Here is a 20,013-nt window from a genome sequence, read left to right on the forward strand (position 1 = left end):
TTTGTCGGCGTGATTTTATCTCTAACGAAAATAATACTCAAATAAACCGGAGCAAACTTCTGATGCGCCAATGTAAATACCCACACCGTAGGTAATGTGCTTTACCGAGAGCTGATTGATGGCAAAGGGCAATCCGCTAATATTTAAAATGCTAAATCCAATAGCCGTGATTATTCCTCCGGCTATTGACAAGGATAAATCTGGTGAAGCCAGCAATATCATAGCGCCAAGACCAATAATAACCAGACTAGTGATAAGTACCTTTTGTGTGCTCATGCTGGCGACTTTTTTACTAATTGCAAAAGCCAAAACAGCAGAAAGCCCTAGTAGACCGAAGGATATGTAACTCCCCATATCTCCTGATTCGGGAAAGATTGTTTCGAATCGAGCGGGAATATATTCGACCAAAAAGGCTTTTCCTACACCAAGTGCCAGACCTATTGTTAAAATCGCGATATAGCTTTGAAAACTTTGCGGTTTCACTTTTGCTTCCATCAATTCTTTTTTTCTGGATATGACCTCATCCGAGGATATTTTGTGAAAAAGATAACCACTTGCTGAGATCAATACTCCACCAACAATAAATGTAAGTGTATCACCAAAAAACTGAACAAGCCCTACCACCAATGGCTCCAAAGCATAGATTAATTCTGTGACTAAAAATAAAAAACCCATCACAATAGGAAGTTTTTGAGCTGGGGCAAAAGCCTCAATCATCGAATAGGCCGGGCTGATAAACAGATTCATGGATACCAACCAGAGAATTATCATATAAGGCAAAAAGGGTTTGAGTGCACCTACGGGTCCGGCACCAATTATTGAGGCTACGATCATGAAAATCATAGCTGTAGCCCCAATCCCTACCGTGAACAGGGTAAAAAACTTTCCGTTTTTACTCAAAAGATAATCTGCTAAAAGTCCAGCCAGAGCAGGAATAAGCACCAGAATCAACGCTTTTGAAATAATCAAAAAGTCTGACAGGTGATCAAAACTGAAATTTTCTAATAGTATAGGTTGATATTCATGATAGGCTATCCAACTGATGACAACTGAAACATTTAATGCACCTAGACTAAAAATTTCGGGCCATTTGATATCGTCCGCCTTTGCTGTGATGGTACTCATGCTTATTATTTTTTGTTAAAATCGATAGAGATACGAACTGCGAACCCTCCTTGGATTTTTTTAAGTGAAAAAAACTATAAAAAGGACTGGCAATGACTGGTATGCTATATGATTGTTTCAATATACACCGTTATAAAAGCGAGTACAATCTTTGGATTCAAAAATTCATTTGTTGCTATATTTGTTCAAACAAAAATTTACATGCGCTACAAACTCACTTCACGAACTTTTTCATTAATTTTAATAGGGTTGCTACTAAGTTTTGGCTCATGTAAGTCGTCTCATTATCCTAAAGAGAGAAAACCAAGGAAGATCAAGAAAGGCAAGCCAATTCCTTGCCCAATAAAAGACTGCTAAAAGTCAAGAGCACCTTAAAGAATTATTGACTCATTAACCCACTTGAGCTAAACATCTTATGAGAAAAATCATCATAGCCATTGACGGCTATTCGGCTTGCGGAAAGAGTTCCACAGCCAAGCGAGTAGCTGCAGCACTCAATTATGGATATGTAGATACAGGAGCGATGTACAGATCTGTTACTTTGTATTTCATCGAGCACTATATTGATCTAACTAATCCAAAGTCTGTAAGTAAGGCCCTTGACAACATAGAAATTACTTTTCATCACAATGAGTCTACAGGCCAAAACGAGACCTTTTTGAATGGATTGAACGTTGAAGCTAAAATTCGGGACATGGAAATCTCCCAAAAAGTGAGCGAAGTAGCAGCGATTCGAGAAGTTAGACTGGCCATGGTAAAGCAGCAGCAAAAAATGGGGAGATCGAAAGGTGTTGTGATGGATGGGCGCGATATTGGGTCCGTAGTGTTTCCCGAGGCAGAATTAAAGATCTTCATGAATGCTGATTTCGATGTTAGGGCAGAACGGAGACAAAAAGAACTTTTTGACAAGGATCAATTGGTCGATTTGGATGTAGTAAAAGAAAACCTTAGAAAGCGGGATAGGATTGACACCACACGAGAAGAGAGTCCTCTTATTCGACCCGAAAATAGCGTTGAGGTAGATACCACGCATATGTTTTTGGAAGAGCAAGTCGAGCACATCGTGCAATTGGCTACCACAAAGATGGTGGACTCGTAATGACCAGGAGTTTGCTCCTTATGGGTGTGCTTTTAGCCAGCTGTCAGCCAATGAGCAGACCAGAGGCAGCGAATCAAGATGTTCAGGAGTACATGGCTACCGAAAATCCAATTGTTGATGTTTGGTCTAGTATTGAGGTGAATACAGAAAAGCCGGATTTGGCAAATGCTGATGAAAACCTTTTCGGAAAGTTTTATAATGATCGAATAGAATTTCATATCATCGACGAACCTGACATTCAGCTTCACGATGCGGAAGTCAGTAAGATTACACTTTATTATATCGATGGTGTATTGTGTCGAAAGAAGTATGAACTTGATCGTGCCATTGCAGACGAGCTTGCCATCAAATACGGAGCCGTTTCATATAAGTCGCTAAATCATGCTACAGACTCGTTGGCTCGTGAAATGGGCATTGTACTCTCCTCAGCCAACGGTAATCGCTTCAATCCCTATTTGAAAAAGTATCAACTCCGATGGAAACTATCGGATATGTCTATTTATTTTCTTCATGAGGAAGATTCTACTGCGGTTATCAATCAATACATAGAAGAAATGGTTGAATACAGACAGCTGTACAAGTCTGTTCAAAAAGAATTGATATAATTTTGCATCAAATCTCGTTGTTGAAAGAATGAATATAGAAATCGACAAAAATTCTGGGTATTGCTTTGGTGTGGAGTATGCCATTGAAATGGCGGAAGATGAGCTCAATGAGAACGGACAGCTCTACTGCCTGGGAGATATTGTGCACAATCACATGGAGGTAGATCGATTGGCAGCTAAGGGTCTAAAGGTGATTGAACATGAAGAGTTGAAAAAACTACATGACTGCAAAGTGCTTATCCGAGCGCATGGCGAACCACCAGAGACCTATAAGATTGCCATCGAAAACAACATCGAGTTGATTGATGCATCATGTCCGGTCGTACTCAAACTTCAAAATCGAGTAAAGGGGTCATTCGACCAAATGGAAGAACGCGAAGGTCAGATTGTGATATATGGTAAGCCCGGACACGCCGAAGTCATAGGCCTGACAGGGCAAACCAAAGAAAAAGCGATTATTGTTATGGAAGATGAAGATCTCAATCAAATCGATTTTTCAAGACCTGTTACACTATATAGCCAAACCACCAAAAGCACCAAAGGCTTCTATCGTTTCAAGGAAATGATTGAGACTAGAATAGAAGCGGTCAAGGGAGAGGGATTGGAAGTCACTGATTTCAAAGCCAATGACAGCATTTGCCGACAGGTATCCAACCGAGAACCAAGTATGGAGAAGTTTTCGCAAAAGCATGATGTAATCATCTTCGTAAGTGGCAAGAAAAGTTCAAATGGAAGAGCGCTCTACGGTGTATGCAAGAATTTCAATGAACGAAGCTATTTCGTAGGAAGCGAAGAAGAAATTGACATTAGTTGGATCGAGCCTACAGATTCCGTGGGCATCTGTGGAGCCACCTCTACTCCGATGTGGTTGATGGAGCAAGTGAGAGATTTCATCCAATCTCAATTTGCTGCAGTCCCTAAATAAATGGCTTCAGCTTTCGGTCATGCAGTAGTAGCCATTGCTCTGGGTAAGAGTTTTTCTCAAAAACATATCAGTTGGCTAGTCATTTTAGTAGGTGTGATTTGCACCATTGTTCCAGACTTAGATGTAATTGCTTTCAAATTTGGTATACCTTATGAAAGTTTTTGGGGGCATCGCGGGTTTTCGCATTCCATTCTTTTTGCCTTACTTTTTGGAATACTGTGCGCTATTTGTTTTTCTCTTAGACGGTTTTCGTGGAAAGTCTTTTGTTTTCTTTGGAGCTTCTTTTTCTTGTGTACAGTCTCTCATGCGTTATTAGATGCTATGACTAATGGAGGACTTGGCGTCGCTCTATTTTCTCCCTGGGATGATACTCGGTATTTTCTCCCCTGGCGTCCTATTGCAGTCTCGCCGATTGGAGTGGAGAGATTTTTTTCAGAATGGGGGCTAAAGGTGCTTAGGAGTGAGGTACTCTGGATAGGTCTACCGTCCGCTGTGCTTGCAGTTGGTTCAATAGCAATTAGAAAGCTTTCGAAATAGGATTTACTTCTTATTCGTATTCATCTTCACCCCAACCGATATCTCTACTCCCTCCAATAGCACTTCGGCATCTGGATAATCGATGGTACGAGTTTCAACATTGCTTCCTACAGAGCCACCAGAGTATTCTCCAGTAATGGCTGCACCTGAAGTCCCGGATAGATATTGCACCTCCGTAGTAATTGAAAATTTACTACTGACATGAAAAGCAAATTCCACTCCCGTCATCCAGCCGAACCCGATTTTGTTTTCGACACTTAAGTCGGAATTGGCAACATCCCAATTCTCATATTCCCGAATAGCACGATCCATGTTGCCGTAGTTGATTCTTGGGGCTATATGGCCCATGCCAAAACCCCCCGCCAGCAACTTCACCGCGATAGCGTCCGAATCAATGGTCAAAGACAGCTGCAGCGGCATCAGTATTGACCAATGTGGCCCGGTAAGTGGTTTGTTGGCTTCAAAAGGAAGGCCTTTCATAGGTAAGCCTGGCATATTATATAAAGAAGCACCGGTTTCAATACCGAGCATACCCATACTGATACCAAGACCGCGAATCGATAGCGGACTGACAGGTACTGAGAGATAGCCATCTTTAGGAATTAATACGGAGGCCGAAATGCCTTGCGCTCTTGAAGAAAAACCGAGCAGCGTCATGGCGAGTAATGGGAGTAGAATTTTCTTTTTCATAAGATAAAAATAAAACAAGTCTACGTTATTGTTGCATCGCTTAATTCACTGCTAAGTGAATTAAGCGATGCAACAATCTCAACCTTAACAATGATGTCTTTGTGTAGGTAAAAGACCGAAGGAGGAGGTGTGTCAGCCGATGTTTCTTCGAATGTCAGTACCCTTTTCATGACGTACTTTTGATTGATTCTGTTTGACCCGTAAACTAATATCAATTCGCAATTTTTTTCTCTCCGCTTTCCATCCTCAAATACTTTTACGATAATTGCGCTCCTAGCCCATTATCATCAATTTTTTATTATTTTTGCCTCGTTTTATAAAACAGGACTTTTGCATTAAAATATGTCTCAGAATATAAAGCTTAAGAAGGGATTCGACATTAATCTCGCAGGAAAAGCTGAAAAAAAAATCGGAGAGCTCCCGCCAGTGGAGACTTACGCCATTAAACCCACAGATTTTGTTGGTATGAACCGCCCGAAACTTCTTGTGAAGGAGGGCGACAATGTGAAGGCAGGTACGCCAATCATGGTCGACAAATTGGTAGAAAACGTGATGTACTCCTCACCCGTAAGTGGTGAGATTGCCGAAGTGGTAAGAGGTGCTAAGAGAAAAATTTTAGAAGTTAGAATATTAGCTGATAAAGAGGTATCCTTCGAGGCGTTCGGTAAGCATGACGACGTGAAAGGTCTTTCAAAGGAAGCGGCTATCGACCAGATGACTAAAGGTGGAGTTTGGCCTAATATTATCCAGCGACCATTCGGTGTCGTGGCAGATCCAAACGACTCTCCCAAAAATATTTTTGTATCTGCATTTGATACACATCCCCTGGCTCCGGATATGAATTATACCCTGGAAGGACAGAAAAAGTACTTTGAGGCAGGAATCAGCATTTTGTCGAAATTGACAGAAGGCGAAGTTCATGTGAATATCAACGCTTCGGACTCCTCAGATTTCTTTAAAGGTTCTGAGGCACAAACGAACACCTTTACAGGCCCGCACCCTGCAGGCAATGTTGGCGTTCAGATTCATCATTTGGCACCGATCAACAAAGGTGAGGTTTCCTGGACAGTGCATCCCTATGGAGTAGCTCAGATTGGAAAACTTTTCCTTGAAGGAAAGTACGATGCGTCTAAAGTGATTGCATTAGCTGGTTCTGAAGTGAAAGCACCACAGTACTACAAAACTTATTCGGGAGCTGCGATCAGCAAGTTGATCGATGGTACCATCAAGGATGGTTATGTACGATACATTTCTGGTAATGTGTTGACAGGTAACCAGATCAATTCAACAGGTTATTTAGGTTTTTATCACCATCAACTGAGCGTAATTCCGGAAGGAGATTACTATGAGCTGTTTGGTTGGATTTTACCTACAACCAATCGATTGAGCTTTCACAGAGCTTTTGGTTTGTTGTCATTCCTTGGCGGAAAGAAAAAGGAATTTGTGCTCGACACGAATAATAGAGGCCAACACAGAGCATTTGTTCAGACTGGTGCCTTTGATAAGGTGACTCCAATGGACATTCTACCTACCTATTTGTTGAAAGCAATCCTCGCAGAGGATTTTGATGATATGGAAGGTTTGGGTATCTACGAAGTGATTGAAGAAGATTTGGCACTGTGTGAGTTTATTGATGTGTCGAAAAACGATGTGCAAGCCATTTTAAGAGAAGGACTAGATCTAGTAAAAAATAGTTAAGAATGAAGTTTATAGAAGACATATTTGCGAAGGTTCGCCCCAACTTTGAAAAAGGTGGTAAGTGGGAGAAGTTTTTCTATATCTACGAAGCGCATGAAACGCTTTTTCTGGCGCCCAACAGCACAACTGGTGCAAAAGGTGCTCAGATCAAAGATGCGATAGACATGAAGCGAATGATGATGACAGTAATCATTGCGATGCTGCCATGTTTACTTTTCGGTATATGGAATGCTGGTCATCAGCACTATCTGGCGGTTGGCGAAGTAGCTGATTTGGCTAGTGAAATTCTTTTGGGTGCAACTCTTGTTGTTCCAATCCTCATCGTTTCTTACTCTGTAGGTCTTGGCATCGAATTTACCTTTGCTACTATTAGAAAACATGAAGTCAATGAAGGGTTCCTGGTTACAGGGATGTTGATTCCCTTGGTGATGCCCCCTACCATTCCGTTGTGGCAGGTAGGATTGGCTACTGCTTTTGCAGTGATCATCGGAAAAGAAGCCTTTGGAGGAACCGGAATGAATATCCTGAATGTGGCCTTAACAGCCAGAGCTTTCTTGTACTTTGCTTACCCTTCTCAGATTTCAGGAGATGTTTGGTCCTACTTGGGAGGCCAGGAAGCCGTTGCAGGTTTTTCCGGAGCGACCCCTTTAGCGATTGGAGCCGCCGCCGTAGAAGGCAACCAATCTATGCTGAGTATGCTTGGCGAAACCTGGTCAACAGGACTGTATAGTTTCAACAACCTGTTTATGGGGATTATCCCCGGTAGTATAGGCGAAACCTCTACCTTAATGTGTTTGATTGGTGCTGCGATATTGGTCCTAACTGGTGTAGGCAGTTGGAAAATTATTTTTAGTGTATTTGCCGGAGCCTTTGTGATGGGTACGGTTTGTAATATGCTTGGCGTGAATGAATACATGTTGTTGCCAGCACACTACCATTTGGTTATTGGAGGGTTGGCTTTCGGTGCGGTATTTATGGCATCGGACCCTGTGACTGCAACACAAACAGAAACTGGAAAATGGATTTATGGATTCCTTATCGGAATGCTAACCGTGATCATAAGAGTATTTAATCCGGCATATCCTGAAGGAATTATGCTGGCGATTTTATTAATGAATGTATTTGCTCCACTGATTGATTATTATGTGGTGGCAGCTAACAAGAAAAGGAGGTTGAAACGTGCAACGATCTAATTTATACATAGTAATATTTTCCGCCATACTAACCATAGTATTAGGTGGATTGTTGTCTGGTACTTCAGTGGTACTGAAGCCATTGCAAGACAAACAGGTAGAACTGGACACCAAAAAGAAGATTTTGGGTGCGGTAATGGATATCTCCAATATCAAAGATCCTAAAGAGATCTTAGCGCTTTATGACAAAAGGGTAACCTCTACCGTGGTAGATATCAATGGTGACCTCATGGAGAAAGATGCTAAGGGCAATCCTTTGATCGCTGAAAAAATTGATTTCCAAAAAAACCATAACAAGTTCAAGAAGGATGTCAACGCCAGGCCTTACCCTGTATTTATGTACATGAAGGAGGACGGCTCTGGTGTAGATGCTTATATCTTCCCGATGTTCGGAGCGGGACTTTGGGATTGGATTTCAGGTTTTATTGCTGTAGATAGTGATTTGGTTACTGTTCGCGGAGTGGCCTTCGATCACAAATCGGAGACACCAGGATTGGGAGCACGTATTACTGACACTAAAGTTAGGTCGAGATATGAAGGGAAGAAATTATTCGATGCTGGCGGTGTGCTACAATCAGTAAATATGGTTAAAGGAGAGAAGGGGTTGCCACTGGATGACCACCACATAGATGGAATGTCGGGTGCAACGCTAACGGGCAAAGGTGTAAATGCCATGTTGAAAGATTACTTTGGGTTCTATGGAAACTTCATAGAAAAAACAAAAGCTGCAAACCAGCCCGTGGCGGAAGTTGTTGAACCAGTTGAGGAAGTAGAAGCTGCAGAATAATAAAGGAAGAAGTTGATTGGGGTTGCCCCATTTAAAAATATAATACAATGAGTACAGAAACTTTGGAACAAGCGATAGTTAAAGAGCCAGCAGAGCCCTTATTGTCGAAGAGAAGGAAGAAGTTCATCACCGATCCGCTAAATGATGACAACCCAGTTACCATCCAGGTATTAGGGATCTGTTCAGCTTTGGCCGTTACAGTCAAAATGGAGCCTACTCTGGTGATGTCTATCGCCGTTGTGTTTGTGATTGTTTTTTCTAATCTGATCATCTCAGTGATGAGAGATTTAATTCCCGGTCGTGTAAGAATCATTGTACAACTGGCCGTGATAGCCACTTTGGTGACTTTAGTAAGTGAAGTGCTCAAAGCTTATCTTTTCGACATGTATAAGGTGCTTGGAGCCTTTGTTGGATTGATTATTACCAATTGTATTGTGATGGGTCGATTGGAGGCATTTGCCATGGCCAACAAAGCATATGACTCAGTACTTGATGGTCTTGGAAGTGGATTTGGCTATGCCTGGATTATTTTGACCGTAGCTTTTTTTAGAGAGCTTCTTGGATCAGGCACAGTATTCGACTTTCCGGTTTACGAAAGTATTTCTCAAGTAACCGGCGGTTTTGTAAATATTCAAACCAACGGATTAATGGTAGATTCTATTGGTGCCTTTATGGTACTTGGAATTTTAATCTGGATTCAGAGAACTAAAAACGGATACGTAGAACACTAAGACTTGCTCTAAGTAGATAAAAAAATAGAAATGGAAGCATTTAATATATTTATAAAAAGCGCATTTATCGACAACATGGTGTTCGCATACTTCCTGGGTATGTGTTCGTTCCTGGCGGTATCTAAAAAGGTATCTACGGGCTTGGGCCTTGGTGCAGCCGTAATATTCGTTTTGACAATTACAGTACCTATCAACTGGTTACTTCAGGAATATATCCTGAAAGAAGGTGCACTGGTTTGGTTGAACAGTAGCTTTGAAACTATAGATTTGAGCTTTTTGCAATTTATCATGTTCATTGCCATTATCGCGGCAATGGTACAGCTTGTGGAAATGATTATTGAAAAAGTTTCTCCGGCACTTTATGGGTCACTAGGAATCTTCTTACCACTAATCGCTGTAAACTGTGCCATTCTAGGTGCATCCTTGTTTATGGTTCAAAGAGATTATACTATAGTAGAAGCAACTGCCTATGGCGCTGGCTCCGGATTCGGCTGGTTCCTGGCGATTGTGGCTTTGGCAGCCATTAGAGAAAAACTCAAATACTCCAATGTTCCCAATGGATTGAAAGGTCTGGGTATCACGATGATTCTTACAGGGTTGATGGGTATCGCTTTCAAATCCTTCATTGGGATTGTGCTGTAAAAGCAAAAAGAATTTAATTTGAAACAGGAAGTCCTGCCTTTGGCAGGACTTTTTTTATGCTCTCAAGATTACTTTATGCACAGTACAAGAGAAAGGCTTCTCATAATCTGCTTGTTATCTGCGATATGATAAGCTGAAAAAAATTGTGATTATTATTTTTTGAAAACTGTTGACGTTTCGCAAAACCTGACATTAATAAGTAAATGTTAATTATTGTACGACGATTAACATGAATCGAATGATAAATTAACCAATCATGATAAAACCTATTTTGAAACTTTTACTGAGTGCGCTACTATATGTATTTTTTATGTATACAATAAAGGCTTCTCCACGAGATTTACCGAGGGTTGATCAGAATGTCGGATATGAATGTCAGACTTGTCAATGAGCAGAGATGATTTATGTTTAATGATCAGTGAATGATAAAAAAACAAAAGAAACATGTCGAACAAGTTCCCTCAATTTAATAACAAGATGTCATCCCACCTCATGATTAGTCTCTGCTATCTTCCCATTTCTCGTTGGGATTGATAGTGCGGGGTGATAGGCTGTAGCCCCTGAGGATCATTCCTCGGGGGCCCTTCTATACTCATTGATGTACCGAACACATTCCAAAAAGCGATAAGATTATTAAAAACATTGAGAGGTACTTCGGACTTTGGTTTTCCAGAAGTACCACATCACTCAATAAATGTGGTTTAGTTAATCACTTATGTAGTAGATGACAGTGGGGCCAGACGGGCCCCACGCTGCTAATTCAAAGTATCATTTGAATGGTAAGCTATATTCTAGTTGACTATAAAATACCTACTACTTAAGTGCAGAGTGCCAGAATCAGGTTTATGTAATCCTTAGTTTTTGACAAATCGAGAGGGGTTTTAAATATTTAATTTTTAAGGCAAGGAAAATAGCATAATTTGGAGACCCAGCTCTCACCCAACTGGAAATGACTGAAGAAAAGAAATTGATGGATGAATTTTTTTAAAATTCAGACTCAAATTGGAATGATAATCTAGAATCAAAATAACCTCTGTGAGAATAGTACTTTTTGTTTTTGTGTACTTCTTCTGTGCCAGATTAACGTTGGCACAAAGCTCTAATTACCAATTCAATATTGTTTTGCTTGAGAAAAATAGCAGTAAGAAAATTCCTTATGCCCATATCCTGCAGGGCAAACAGCTAGTGACTGTCTCAGATCATTTTGGAAATGCTCAAATAAATAATGAGAATCTGGAAGTTGATTATACGATCAGCTGTATTGGGTTTGGATCACTTCAAATTCGATTGAGTAAGCTAAATCCAAATCAGAGGAATATTGTCTTTATGACACCTGATCGAAAAATATTGGAAGCAATTATTATCACACCTACAAGTCTGACAGACATGATTGCTGAAGTTTATTCTAACATTCCCAATGCCTATCAATCCAAACCGCACATGCTTAGCGGGGTACTGGAAGAAAGGTATATGGATACTTTGGGGCATGCAAACATTAGTTCGTCGGCCGAATTGCAAATTCAGAAAGCAGCATATTTGAATCGGAATACCAAGGGAGAGGTAAAAATCGATTCTTTGGCCCGCCAATATGATGTTAAAGAAAATCAACAGTATCAAATTTACGCAGGAGCACATATTCCGCATCGTTTTGATTTTGTGATGAGGAGAGAGGAATTTATCAATCCTAACTCTTTTGATAAATACATGTACACCTACAAGGGAGAACGTGAAGTTGATAATAGGAAATTAGAGGTTATACAATTTGAGCCTAAATCTAAAGGCCTGTTGGGAGCACATTTTCGAGGAAAAATCTATCTCGATATGAATGAGAAGGTGTTCGTTAAGGCAAAATATGAATACACAAAATTTGGAATATTGAGCAATACTGCTTCTCGATGGGCCGATCAAAGAGTGTTTATTACGGAATACAAATCTGGTTCTGAAGGGTGGTACTTTGCATACACGTGGGACGAAGCCGTCAATTACGAAAGGAATTTTCTATTGAGTCAGTACTATAGAACATCTGAAGTTACGCCGGATACAATTTCGGATTGGAACTATGAGGAACGAACACATTTTGTAGAAGCAATAGAAGCTAAAACTGCGGACACAGTTGTAATAATTAGTAAACCAAATGCATTGCCCGATGGCTCATATGCGCGCAAAAGACGATTTTTAGAATTCATTAAGAAAATAGAAGCCGGATTCGGTCTGGAACTTTATAAGTTGAACGCTCAAAATATTGACGCAAACGCCGATCTGATCTACAACTTTGAAGCCATTAGCTTAAATGAATCTTTTAGAATACCGTCATTTGATATAGGCTTATCCTCGACTTTCAGATATCGAATAAGACCGAATTATATTCTTTTGCTCAATCAGTCTGAAAACTATAACCAGAGTATTAAAAAAAGTAGATGGAGTTTAGGGATGGCCTATCGCCTAAATTTTGAAACACTCCGACCCACTCATCTCAGTTTTTCGATGAGTTATGCGGAGTTCAAGAATCAATTTATGTTCGACAAACAACTTGGACTAACTCCAATTTATCAACAAAAGGCTAGTGGGCTGATGGGTGGTTTGAACTATGAAATACGCGTAAATCCCAAATGGAAAATAGGACTTAGTTATAACTATTTTTATTCTTTCAATGATAAGGAGAGACTATATGTAAAGAAAAAATATGGACTGTTCAATTTATTTTCAAAAAAACATGATTATCCTCAGGAGTCTATTGTTTGGCGATCTGATGAGGGTCTGACGACACCGGATGTGTTCGATCGGCATTCATTTGCTTTGACGTTGATGCTTTCTTTGGAATAGGCAGATTATAGTGAGCTCACTTCTGCGTTTAGTGGCTCTGATGTGAAAAAATCCGTCAAACCCATTCCTCCTTAGCAGTGACAAAGTTACTTCCTCTGCCTTAGGGTATTTTTCATCTCCTCCTTTTCCTTTCTAAACATGTCAAGTAGATAGATCATCTCATTTTGATTTTTGATATGAGAAAGGGCCAACTCCGGCGATCGATAATTGTAGATGCGGTAGAGCTTAATAGAGAGTATGACAGCCAAGAATATAAAGGCCGCTGCGCAGCTCATCGTCCAGGCTACCTTCAATCGCTCTTTTTCTCTTTTTACTTGGCTGAAGTAGTTGGAAGCGATCAGTTGGACTTTGTATCTATCGCCATTATCGAGTAGTTCTTTTTGTCGGTTATTAAAAGCTTCACTGGACGCTATAAATTGATTAGCATAAGTAATAGCCAGTGTCGGATTATGAGCAGACTCACATTGAGCGAGGAACTTAAATATTTTATAGTATTCGGGAGTGTTGGGTACTTGATCGATTAGAGCCAATGCTTTATTAGCATAGTCTATTGCCAATTCTGACTTTCTATCAGCAAGAGCTAATTCCGCCATATTCTGATAGGTAATAAATAGCTTTTCAGGATTTCCCAAGAGTTTTTTTTCTTCCTTGGCTAAAATGTAGTATTTCCAAGCCATGACATAGTCTTCTTGATTGTTGTATGAAAGTGCCATATTGTGATACGCTTGACCACGATAATACCAGGGAGATGAGTTTTTTGACTCGAGTTCTATCATTTTATTATACCATTTTCGGGCTTCGTCATGTTCTCCCAATTCGGCATAAATAAGACCAAACTGATTGTAGGTTTTTTGAGTAATAATATGGTTATCCTTTGGGATTAAGTCTACACTTTCGATTAGAGTTTGAATTGCTCCAGCAAAATTCCCTTTTCTTCTATAGGCTATTGATTTGTTATACAGCAAACTTCTTAGAGCGCTTTTGTTGTTGGCAGCTATTGCAGCCTTAATACCTAGATCATAAAAGCTGAGCGCTTCTTGGAAACTTTGATGTCGCCGAAAGATTACTCCCAGCATAATATAAATATTGGCTTGATCGGTTAATGAGTCATTACTTTTCAGTGGTTTGTAAATCTCAAGGGCCTTCAAAAAATGAGGGATAGCTACACTTATTTTACCTCGCTTGTATGCAATGTGAGCCAAAGCAAACTCTCCCTTAGCCTTGCCTAGTTCGTAATTAGCTTTTTGCGATTTTATTAGGATGGTTTCAGCCAAAATTGCGGCGCTATCCAGGTTAGTATTGTAATAACCTTTCATTTGCTCTTTGATAGCATTGATCTCCTGAATGGCCTCCTGATCGAAAGAAAAGGGCCAGGAAAAGAATAGTAGAATGGCTGATATTAGATTCATCTTAAAATTAGGTTTGGCAGTTTAAAGTTAAATCAAGCATGTTAGAATATTCTATTTTTGCCTACAAAATAAGCTTCAATTAGCGACTGTTCATTTGAAAAGGAAAAAACAGGTACCTTAAGTACCTGTTCCACGTGCAAATTAACCGGGACCGTTAGTTTCATCCTCATCGTCGTCAGCCTCATTGGGTCGTTTGGTATCTTCAATATCAATTTGAATTTCGTCGGCTTGATCTTCACAAGCAGAGAATCCGAACATTGAAACAAAAACTAGCGAGAAAATTACAATTACTCTTTTCATAATAATAAATTTTAGATGTTTGAAAAATTTTGAAAAAAGTAAATATCGGAGATAAAGTGGAAGTCGCAGGATATGCCGTCACTTCGAAGCACAGCGAGAAGTTTTCCGACTTTAGCAGTGTCGCAAGGGACTTCCGTGCAGCGTTCCGTTCAACAGGTTCAGGATGACTCTTTTGAAGTGATGTGGTTAAAGAGCGTTTCGAACGACGTTTACTCTCGCTGCCCTGTAATGAGGAGGCCTCTGACCCTCCCTTCGAAAAGCTCAGGATGGGATTCGAGGCGACATGCAGGAGGGCTACTCATTAAAAGGGATAATCTCAGGAGCTCTAAAGTCGAAGTCCCTGATATTAAGTTGCGTCGAGGTGGAAAAACCGACAGTGCTCACAGAGGTATTGATAGGCGCACTTGGGTAAAAACCTACTCTGAGCTGAATGGTGGAAATAGCCAAGTTGTCATTTCTCAAACGAATACCACCACCGTACCCCATGAAACTATCGTTGCCAAAAAAGTCATTTCTACTGTTGCTAGTCATAGTGTAATCAAAAAAGGCAAAGGTGGCCAGGCGAAAACCAAGTACATTGATCGGTGTGAAGAGAAGAGACTCAGCCTTTATATTTAGCCTGGTGGTAGCTCTGAGGTAATAATTCGTCAGACCGCGTATGCCCAGGTGATCCTGGGTACTAAGGATATACTCTTCGTCAGGGGTAATGGCCTGAGAAAAATCGAGGTTAACGAATTGTCGAAACTTGAATTGGTTAATCGGATAGAGATGGGTGAAATAATCCATGCCTATCTTGAAAATACCGTCTTCAAGTGATCCATTTCTGATGAAACCGCCCAAAGAAAAAATGCTGTTGAGATACCCAAATTGTTTGATATAGCCTCCACGTGCATAGTTACCACCGATATAAAAGCGGCTTTTGAATTCGCCTTTTTGTCGCCCGATGACTATTCCCAGGGCGCTACCGGTAGGGATGTCTTCCGTTCTGCCATACTGCAAAATAAATTTATCCTTGAAATAAACCCTGGAGGTAAGTCCAAGGCTAAACAGGATATTTCTTTTGTCGTGGTAGCGAAAATTGGTATCGGCATTTGTGACCGGTCGATCAAAAAAATCGGAAAACTCTAACCGAACAGAAGCGACGGCTTTGGTGTTTTCTTCCAGCCCTAAAAAATCGGATACGACCGAAGTATTGAAAGCTCTTCCTACCCATATATCCTCATACTTGCGATCATAGAAGTACTCGGATGTGACATCGGTTGTTGGTTCGTAATTGAGCTCACCGAACTCATATCGGCTGAATGAGACCCCTCCGGCATATTTTGTTTCCTGTGTTACAAAATCTCTTTCGAAAAAGGCACCAAATCCGGTCTTTCGGAAATGACTGGCATAGTTGAGTTCGGCATCGATAAACGTTCCCTCAATATTTCTGATGCGATAGAAAAATTCAGAACCGCCACTTTTTATATAATCATATTCCAGTTCGTGCCCAATACCAGCTATGTTGATATTACTAATTCCAAACAAGGCATCGTTGTCGTTGTTTGGCCGGTACAAAAAATTGTAAGGGAAGACATCTTTGGCAACTACCACTACATCGGCTTCTCTTCTTCGCCGCGTCTCATGTACGAATATTCTGGCGTCTTTGATATAATCCAGACGTCGTAGGAGGCGTTCACTGTCCACCATAGCATCCGGATCGATTTTCTGATTTTTTTCAAATAGCGTGTTCTTTCTGATTATCCATTCCTGTGTATGGACATGAACGTTGTTCAAGGGTTTTTCCCATCTTGATGGGTTATTTATGGTGGTGTCGTTGATATTTGAGCCAAATACGGGTAGTGGTTTATATCCGATGTGTTTGATGGATTCATTTTCATAAGGAGTGAATCTTTGCTCACTTGATTCTTCTCCATGTGGTTCATTTCCATTTTTGCTTTTAAACAGGTAATCATACATCATACTTGAGACTTTCCCTTTGGACATTTTCTTCTCGACCTGACTATAAAAATTGTCAGTCTTTTTCATGTTATTTTTTCTGACATAAAAATCTACCGTATCCGGAATGATACAAACGGTATCCTTTCGTACATAGTAGGCATCGTCGTTGAGGAATATAAATCGGTCTCCTTTTACCTTTATGGTGTCCATTAACACGTCAGGGTTTTCCTCAAATTGTTGGGCATAAATAGAATGACCGCAACACAGGGACAGCAGAAGTAAAAGAACGTCAGGGATGATTTTATTCAAGAGGACAGTTAGATTTAAAAGATATTAAGAGGAGCTGATTGCTCTGGCAAATTTTAAAAAAGCAGATCAGACAAAAAAGAAGACTCCCAAATTATTAGAAGTCTTCTTTAAATATAATATTATTTCCTATTATTATTCGTACCTCAGGTTATTCACCGGATTAATTCTAGCAGCTCTGAGTGTTTGGGTAAGCACAGTGCCTCCTCCTAAAATGAGCAGAAAAATAAAACTCAATGCGATTTCAAAAATACCTAATGGAGCATGATAATAGACCATCATGCTAAGCATGAACTTGAAAAAAACAAAAGCAATAGGGATAGCAACAATTGCTGCTATGAGCATTAATTTGAAAAAACCACGGGAGAGCAAGATGGTAAGGTCTTTGACGGATGCGCCCATTACCTTTCGAATGCCAATCTCCTTTATTTTGTTTTCCATAGAGAAAACGACCATACCTAGTAGACCCAGACAAGCAATAGAAACGGCTAAGAAGCTAAGAAAGGAGAAAATTTTAATCTGATATCGCAGCGATTGGTATGCATCGTCAAGCTTATCTTCTAAGAACATGAACTCGTATGGAATTATTTCATTCAAAGATTCCCATGTAGATTCAAATTTTGTGGCCGTACCAAAAACGTCCGAAGTTTTTACCTGAAGGGTGGCAGTGGTGAATTTTTCAGGATTGTATCTAAAAAAGAAGGGTTGGATTTCTCTAAAAACAGCAGAATGGTTAAAATCTGTCACTATACCAATGACTCTTCCGGTGACCTCTCCTTCTATTTCCACAGAGCGATTTAGCACTTGATCTTCCTGCCAGTTCATAGATCGTATAAAGGTCTCATTGACGATAATTTGCTCTTCCTGTTGGGTGGTGAGGTCTTCAACAAAAGCGGTTCCCTCCTTGATATCAAACTTCATGAGTGTTAAGAAGGCGTTATCAACGAACATTTGCTCTACCGCAACCGAATCGACAACTTCTTGTAGTTGAACCCATACTTCGTCTGATGATGATGTACCAGGTATGGCAGAAGACAAAGCGATCTGTTGTACTTCAGGGTGAATGGAAAATTCGTGAGACAAAATGTCTGCATCCACTCCATGTAAAGGAACAAGTACCTTATTGGATTCATCAAACCCTTTCTCGAAATTGAGTGTATGGTGATACTGGGTGCTCATGGCAATAGCACCGAAAATAAAAATAATGGACAGCCCAAACTGAACAACAGTGAGTACATTTCTAAGCTTGGTTTTGAATAGTGAACCTGCTTTTGCTTCACCTTTGAGTGAGGCAATGGCCCTCATCTTTGAAAAATAAATGGCTGGAATAATGCCTGCAACCAGACTGGTAAAAAAAGCAAACGCTATGAAGAACAGCGCTACCGGCCAATGAATGGTCAAGTCTATCGTTTCTGCTCCCATGATCATGCTTAGAAACTCTTCCCTAATGAGGGTGAAAATATAGGCTGCGCCTATGAGTGCAATAGACGTGATGATCAGTGTTTCGAATAAAAATTGAATAAAAATGTCGCGTCGTCCACCACCCACTACTTTTCTCAAACCTATTTCTTTAGCTCGTTTTAAGGAGCGCGCCAGAGACAAGTTCGCGTAGTTGAAGCAGGCTGGAAGCAGAATCAGGAGCATGAGAAAAGTGAAGAACATCATGGTCAGATTATCAAAGGAAGGGCCGATTTCATGATTGATACCCGCAGTGACAATTTTTCTGAGTGGTTGAAGGTAAAGACTGATTGCTTCATCTTCTGTAGATAGTTTTTGAGCTATTTTAGCCAATGGCTCACTCAATAAGCTTGGAGATATATCCTCTTTGAGCAGAATATAGGTATAGCAATTGGTGAAGAAGCGGTAGTCGTCATACCTTTTAACCAATCCTTTGTCAATGGCATGTAAGGTGCCGTAAGAGACAAGTGCTTCAAACTGTACATGGGAAGCAGAAGAATAGTCTTTCATGATGCCAGTGACCTGAAACGTACCCTTTTCTTTTATTTCAAGACCCTTGCCTAACACATCAGTATGGCCGAAAAGGCGAGTGGCAGTTTTTTCGGTAAGAACAATACTGAATGGATTTGCCAGAGCAGTAGCGTCATGGCCTGCTTTTAGCGGAAAGCTGAAAATTTCAAGAAATTGCGGTGGCGCGTATAGTCCGGATATAGACAACTCGTTTTTATTTATTTCTACCGATCCCCTAAATCCATCGTTGATGCTTATGGCTGTCTCGATCTGTTCAGTGTACCCACTGATACCGTCAAGCACATAGGGAGCCGTGGTTGCAAAATTATCGTTGGTTCTGGCACTATTAATATGTGTGTTGATACGATAGATGCGATCAGCGTTTGTGTGAAACTTGTCGAATTGCTGCACGCTGTAGATCATGGTGATTCCCAGCAGGCAAATGGACATGCCAAAGGATAGTCCAATGATATTGATAAATGAAAACGTCCTGTGCTTGATCAGGCTTCTCATCGAGACCTTGAAAAAGTTAAATATTAGTGCCATTGAAGGTCCACTGGCTCGGTACGAATAAGAAGAGTCTCTTTTTCTCTTTTTGATGGCATAAGAGAAGATCAGAGAAAGTATCTGTCGCCAGAATAATTGATTGGCCTTGCGCTTACCAAGAGTATCTAGATTGGAAAAGTATAATTCTTCCATGTCTCCATAGAGGTCTTCTACGACTGCTTTTCCGCAAAACCAAAAGAAGAGTTTGGTTGCCAATTTCGGTGGTTGTTGAGTATTTTGACCTTGATTTTTCATTGCGAAGAGAGCTTAAGGTTTGACAATTGCCACAATTCATCCCGTAGAGATTTCATGTCCGATAGTGCTTGTTTGGCTGAAGCAGTTAGTTGAAAGAAGCGTTTTCTTCTTCCTCCTCTTTCGTTGGTGGGTTCTCCCAGGTAAGACGTAATAAATCCTTTTTCGTCCAGTCTGGTTATGGTAGAGTGCAGTGCCCCAATGCTAATCTTCCTATTAGCTCGCTGTTGGATATCTTCCAACACGGCTACTCCGTAGGCCTGATCTCCGAGTGTGGCTATGGTAAGTAAAACCAGCTCTTCGAATTCTCCGATGTGTCCTTTCATAATTGCATGAGTTTTGAGTTTTCAAATATCTCATACGAAGATAATGATTATTAGTTTCTATTTTTGAGAAGATATATAAATGCGATTGATTCCTGCTCGACGATTGGATT

Annotated in this window: 18 protein-coding genes; 10 read left to right on the forward strand and 8 right to left on the reverse strand. The window is 40.4% G+C overall.

Going from position 1 to position 20,013, the window contains the following annotated elements; translation table 11 throughout:
• Nucleotides 1–21 precede the first annotated feature (21 nt).
• The gene (locus tag ABJD64_RS02000; RefSeq protein ID WP_348176878.1) at nucleotides 22–1,125 is read right to left on the reverse strand and encodes a hypothetical protein; all 1,104 of its coding nucleotides are present in this window, start codon (nucleotides 1,123–1,125) and stop codon (nucleotides 22–24) included.
• 415 nt (nucleotides 1,126–1,540) lie between these two features.
• Here ABJD64_RS02000 and cmk point away from each other — a divergent pair, with 415 nt between their 5' ends.
• From cmk to ABJD64_RS02020, 4 genes are read left to right on the forward strand one after another with little or no spacing between them, the layout of a single operon-like run.
• A complete protein-coding gene (cmk, locus tag ABJD64_RS02005) occupies nucleotides 1,541–2,224 on the forward strand; it encodes a (d)CMP kinase (protein ID WP_348176880.1) in 684 nt (227 codons plus the stop codon).
• Between the two features lie 50 nt (nucleotides 2,225–2,274).
• Nucleotides 2,275–2,829, forward strand: coding sequence for a hypothetical protein (locus ABJD64_RS02010; RefSeq protein WP_348176882.1), 555 nt, complete (start codon nucleotides 2,275–2,277; stop codon nucleotides 2,827–2,829).
• 28 nt (nucleotides 2,830–2,857) lie between these two features.
• Nucleotides 2,858–3,754, forward strand: coding sequence for a 4-hydroxy-3-methylbut-2-enyl diphosphate reductase (locus ABJD64_RS02015; protein ID WP_348176884.1), 897 nt, complete (start codon nucleotides 2,858–2,860; stop codon nucleotides 3,752–3,754).
• On the forward strand, nucleotides 3,755–4,291 hold the full coding sequence (locus ABJD64_RS02020; protein ID WP_348176885.1) for a metal-dependent hydrolase: 537 nt from the start codon (nucleotides 3,755–3,757) through the stop codon (nucleotides 4,289–4,291).
• 3 nt (nucleotides 4,292–4,294) lie between these two features.
• Here the strand turns inward: ABJD64_RS02020 and ABJD64_RS02025 are convergent, their stop codons facing one another.
• Nucleotides 4,295–4,981 carry a hypothetical protein gene (locus ABJD64_RS02025; protein ID WP_348176887.1) on the reverse strand — a complete coding sequence of 229 codons (687 nt, stop codon included), beginning with the start codon at nucleotides 4,979–4,981 and terminating at the stop codon, nucleotides 4,295–4,297.
• 20 nt (nucleotides 4,982–5,001) lie between these two features.
• On the reverse strand, nucleotides 5,002–5,151 hold the full coding sequence (locus ABJD64_RS02030; protein WP_348176889.1) for a hypothetical protein: 150 nt from the start codon (nucleotides 5,149–5,151) through the stop codon (nucleotides 5,002–5,004).
• 172 nt (nucleotides 5,152–5,323) lie between these two features.
• On the opposite strand from ABJD64_RS02030, the gene ABJD64_RS02035 reads away from it, so the two are divergent.
• The 6 genes from ABJD64_RS02035 to ABJD64_RS02060 all read left to right on the forward strand — a co-directional run bounded on the left by ABJD64_RS02035 (nucleotide 5,324) and on the right by ABJD64_RS02060 (nucleotide 12,855).
• Nucleotides 5,324–6,679 (forward strand): Na(+)-translocating NADH-quinone reductase subunit A, encoded by a 1,356-nt coding sequence (locus tag ABJD64_RS02035; protein WP_348176890.1) that lies wholly within the window; start codon nucleotides 5,324–5,326, stop codon nucleotides 6,677–6,679.
• Nucleotides 6,680–6,681: 2 nt separating this feature from the next.
• A complete protein-coding gene (locus ABJD64_RS02040) occupies nucleotides 6,682–7,872 on the forward strand; it encodes an NADH:ubiquinone reductase (Na(+)-transporting) subunit B (RefSeq protein ID WP_348176892.1) in 1,191 nt (396 codons plus the stop codon).
• Nucleotides 7,859–8,659: an NADH:ubiquinone reductase (Na(+)-transporting) subunit C gene (gene nqrC, locus ABJD64_RS02045; RefSeq protein ID WP_348176894.1), complete on the forward strand. Its 801-nt coding sequence runs from the start codon at nucleotides 7,859–7,861 to the stop codon at nucleotides 8,657–8,659. Before ABJD64_RS02040 ends, nqrC begins: the two co-directional genes overlap by 14 nt.
• A gap of 47 nt (nucleotides 8,660–8,706) precedes the next feature.
• Nucleotides 8,707–9,390 carry an NADH:ubiquinone reductase (Na(+)-transporting) subunit D gene (locus ABJD64_RS02050; protein WP_348176896.1) on the forward strand — a complete coding sequence of 228 codons (684 nt, stop codon included), beginning with the start codon at nucleotides 8,707–8,709 and terminating at the stop codon, nucleotides 9,388–9,390.
• Between the two features lie 30 nt (nucleotides 9,391–9,420).
• Entirely contained in the window at nucleotides 9,421–10,032 is a 612-nt protein-coding gene (gene nqrE / locus ABJD64_RS02055; protein WP_348176898.1) for an NADH:ubiquinone reductase (Na(+)-transporting) subunit E, read from the forward strand.
• Between the two features lie 1,035 nt (nucleotides 10,033–11,067).
• Nucleotides 11,068–12,855, forward strand: a complete 1,788-nt coding sequence (locus ABJD64_RS02060; protein WP_348176900.1) for a hypothetical protein — start codon at nucleotides 11,068–11,070, stop codon at nucleotides 12,853–12,855.
• 86 nt (nucleotides 12,856–12,941) lie between these two features.
• On the opposite strand, the gene ABJD64_RS02065 is transcribed toward ABJD64_RS02060, so the two are convergent.
• The 5 genes from ABJD64_RS02065 to ABJD64_RS02085 form a co-directional block, all read right to left on the reverse strand.
• Nucleotides 12,942–14,264 carry a tetratricopeptide repeat protein gene (locus tag ABJD64_RS02065; RefSeq protein ID WP_348176902.1) on the reverse strand — a complete coding sequence of 441 codons (1,323 nt, stop codon included), beginning with the start codon at nucleotides 14,262–14,264 and terminating at the stop codon, nucleotides 12,942–12,944.
• A gap of 141 nt (nucleotides 14,265–14,405) precedes the next feature.
• Nucleotides 14,406–14,564 (reverse strand): hypothetical protein, encoded by a 159-nt coding sequence (locus ABJD64_RS02070; RefSeq protein ID WP_348176904.1) that lies wholly within the window; start codon nucleotides 14,562–14,564, stop codon nucleotides 14,406–14,408.
• A 294-nt stretch (nucleotides 14,565–14,858) separates the two neighbouring features.
• Nucleotides 14,859–16,814, reverse strand: coding sequence for a hypothetical protein (locus ABJD64_RS02075; RefSeq protein ID WP_348176905.1), 1,956 nt, complete (start codon nucleotides 16,812–16,814; stop codon nucleotides 14,859–14,861).
• A 132-nt stretch (nucleotides 16,815–16,946) separates the two neighbouring features.
• The gene (locus tag ABJD64_RS02080) at nucleotides 16,947–19,580 is read right to left on the reverse strand and encodes an ABC transporter permease (protein ID WP_348176907.1); all 2,634 of its coding nucleotides are present in this window, start codon (nucleotides 19,578–19,580) and stop codon (nucleotides 16,947–16,949) included.
• On the reverse strand, nucleotides 19,577–19,903 hold the full coding sequence (locus ABJD64_RS02085) for a helix-turn-helix transcriptional regulator (protein WP_348176909.1): 327 nt from the start codon (nucleotides 19,901–19,903) through the stop codon (nucleotides 19,577–19,579). Before ABJD64_RS02085 ends, ABJD64_RS02080 begins: the two co-directional genes overlap by 4 nt.
• Nucleotides 19,904–20,013: the final 110 nt, after the last annotated feature.

This window comes from Reichenbachiella sp., from assembly GCF_039944555.1.
Taxonomy (GTDB): domain Bacteria; phylum Bacteroidota; class Bacteroidia; order Cytophagales; family Cyclobacteriaceae; genus Reichenbachiella.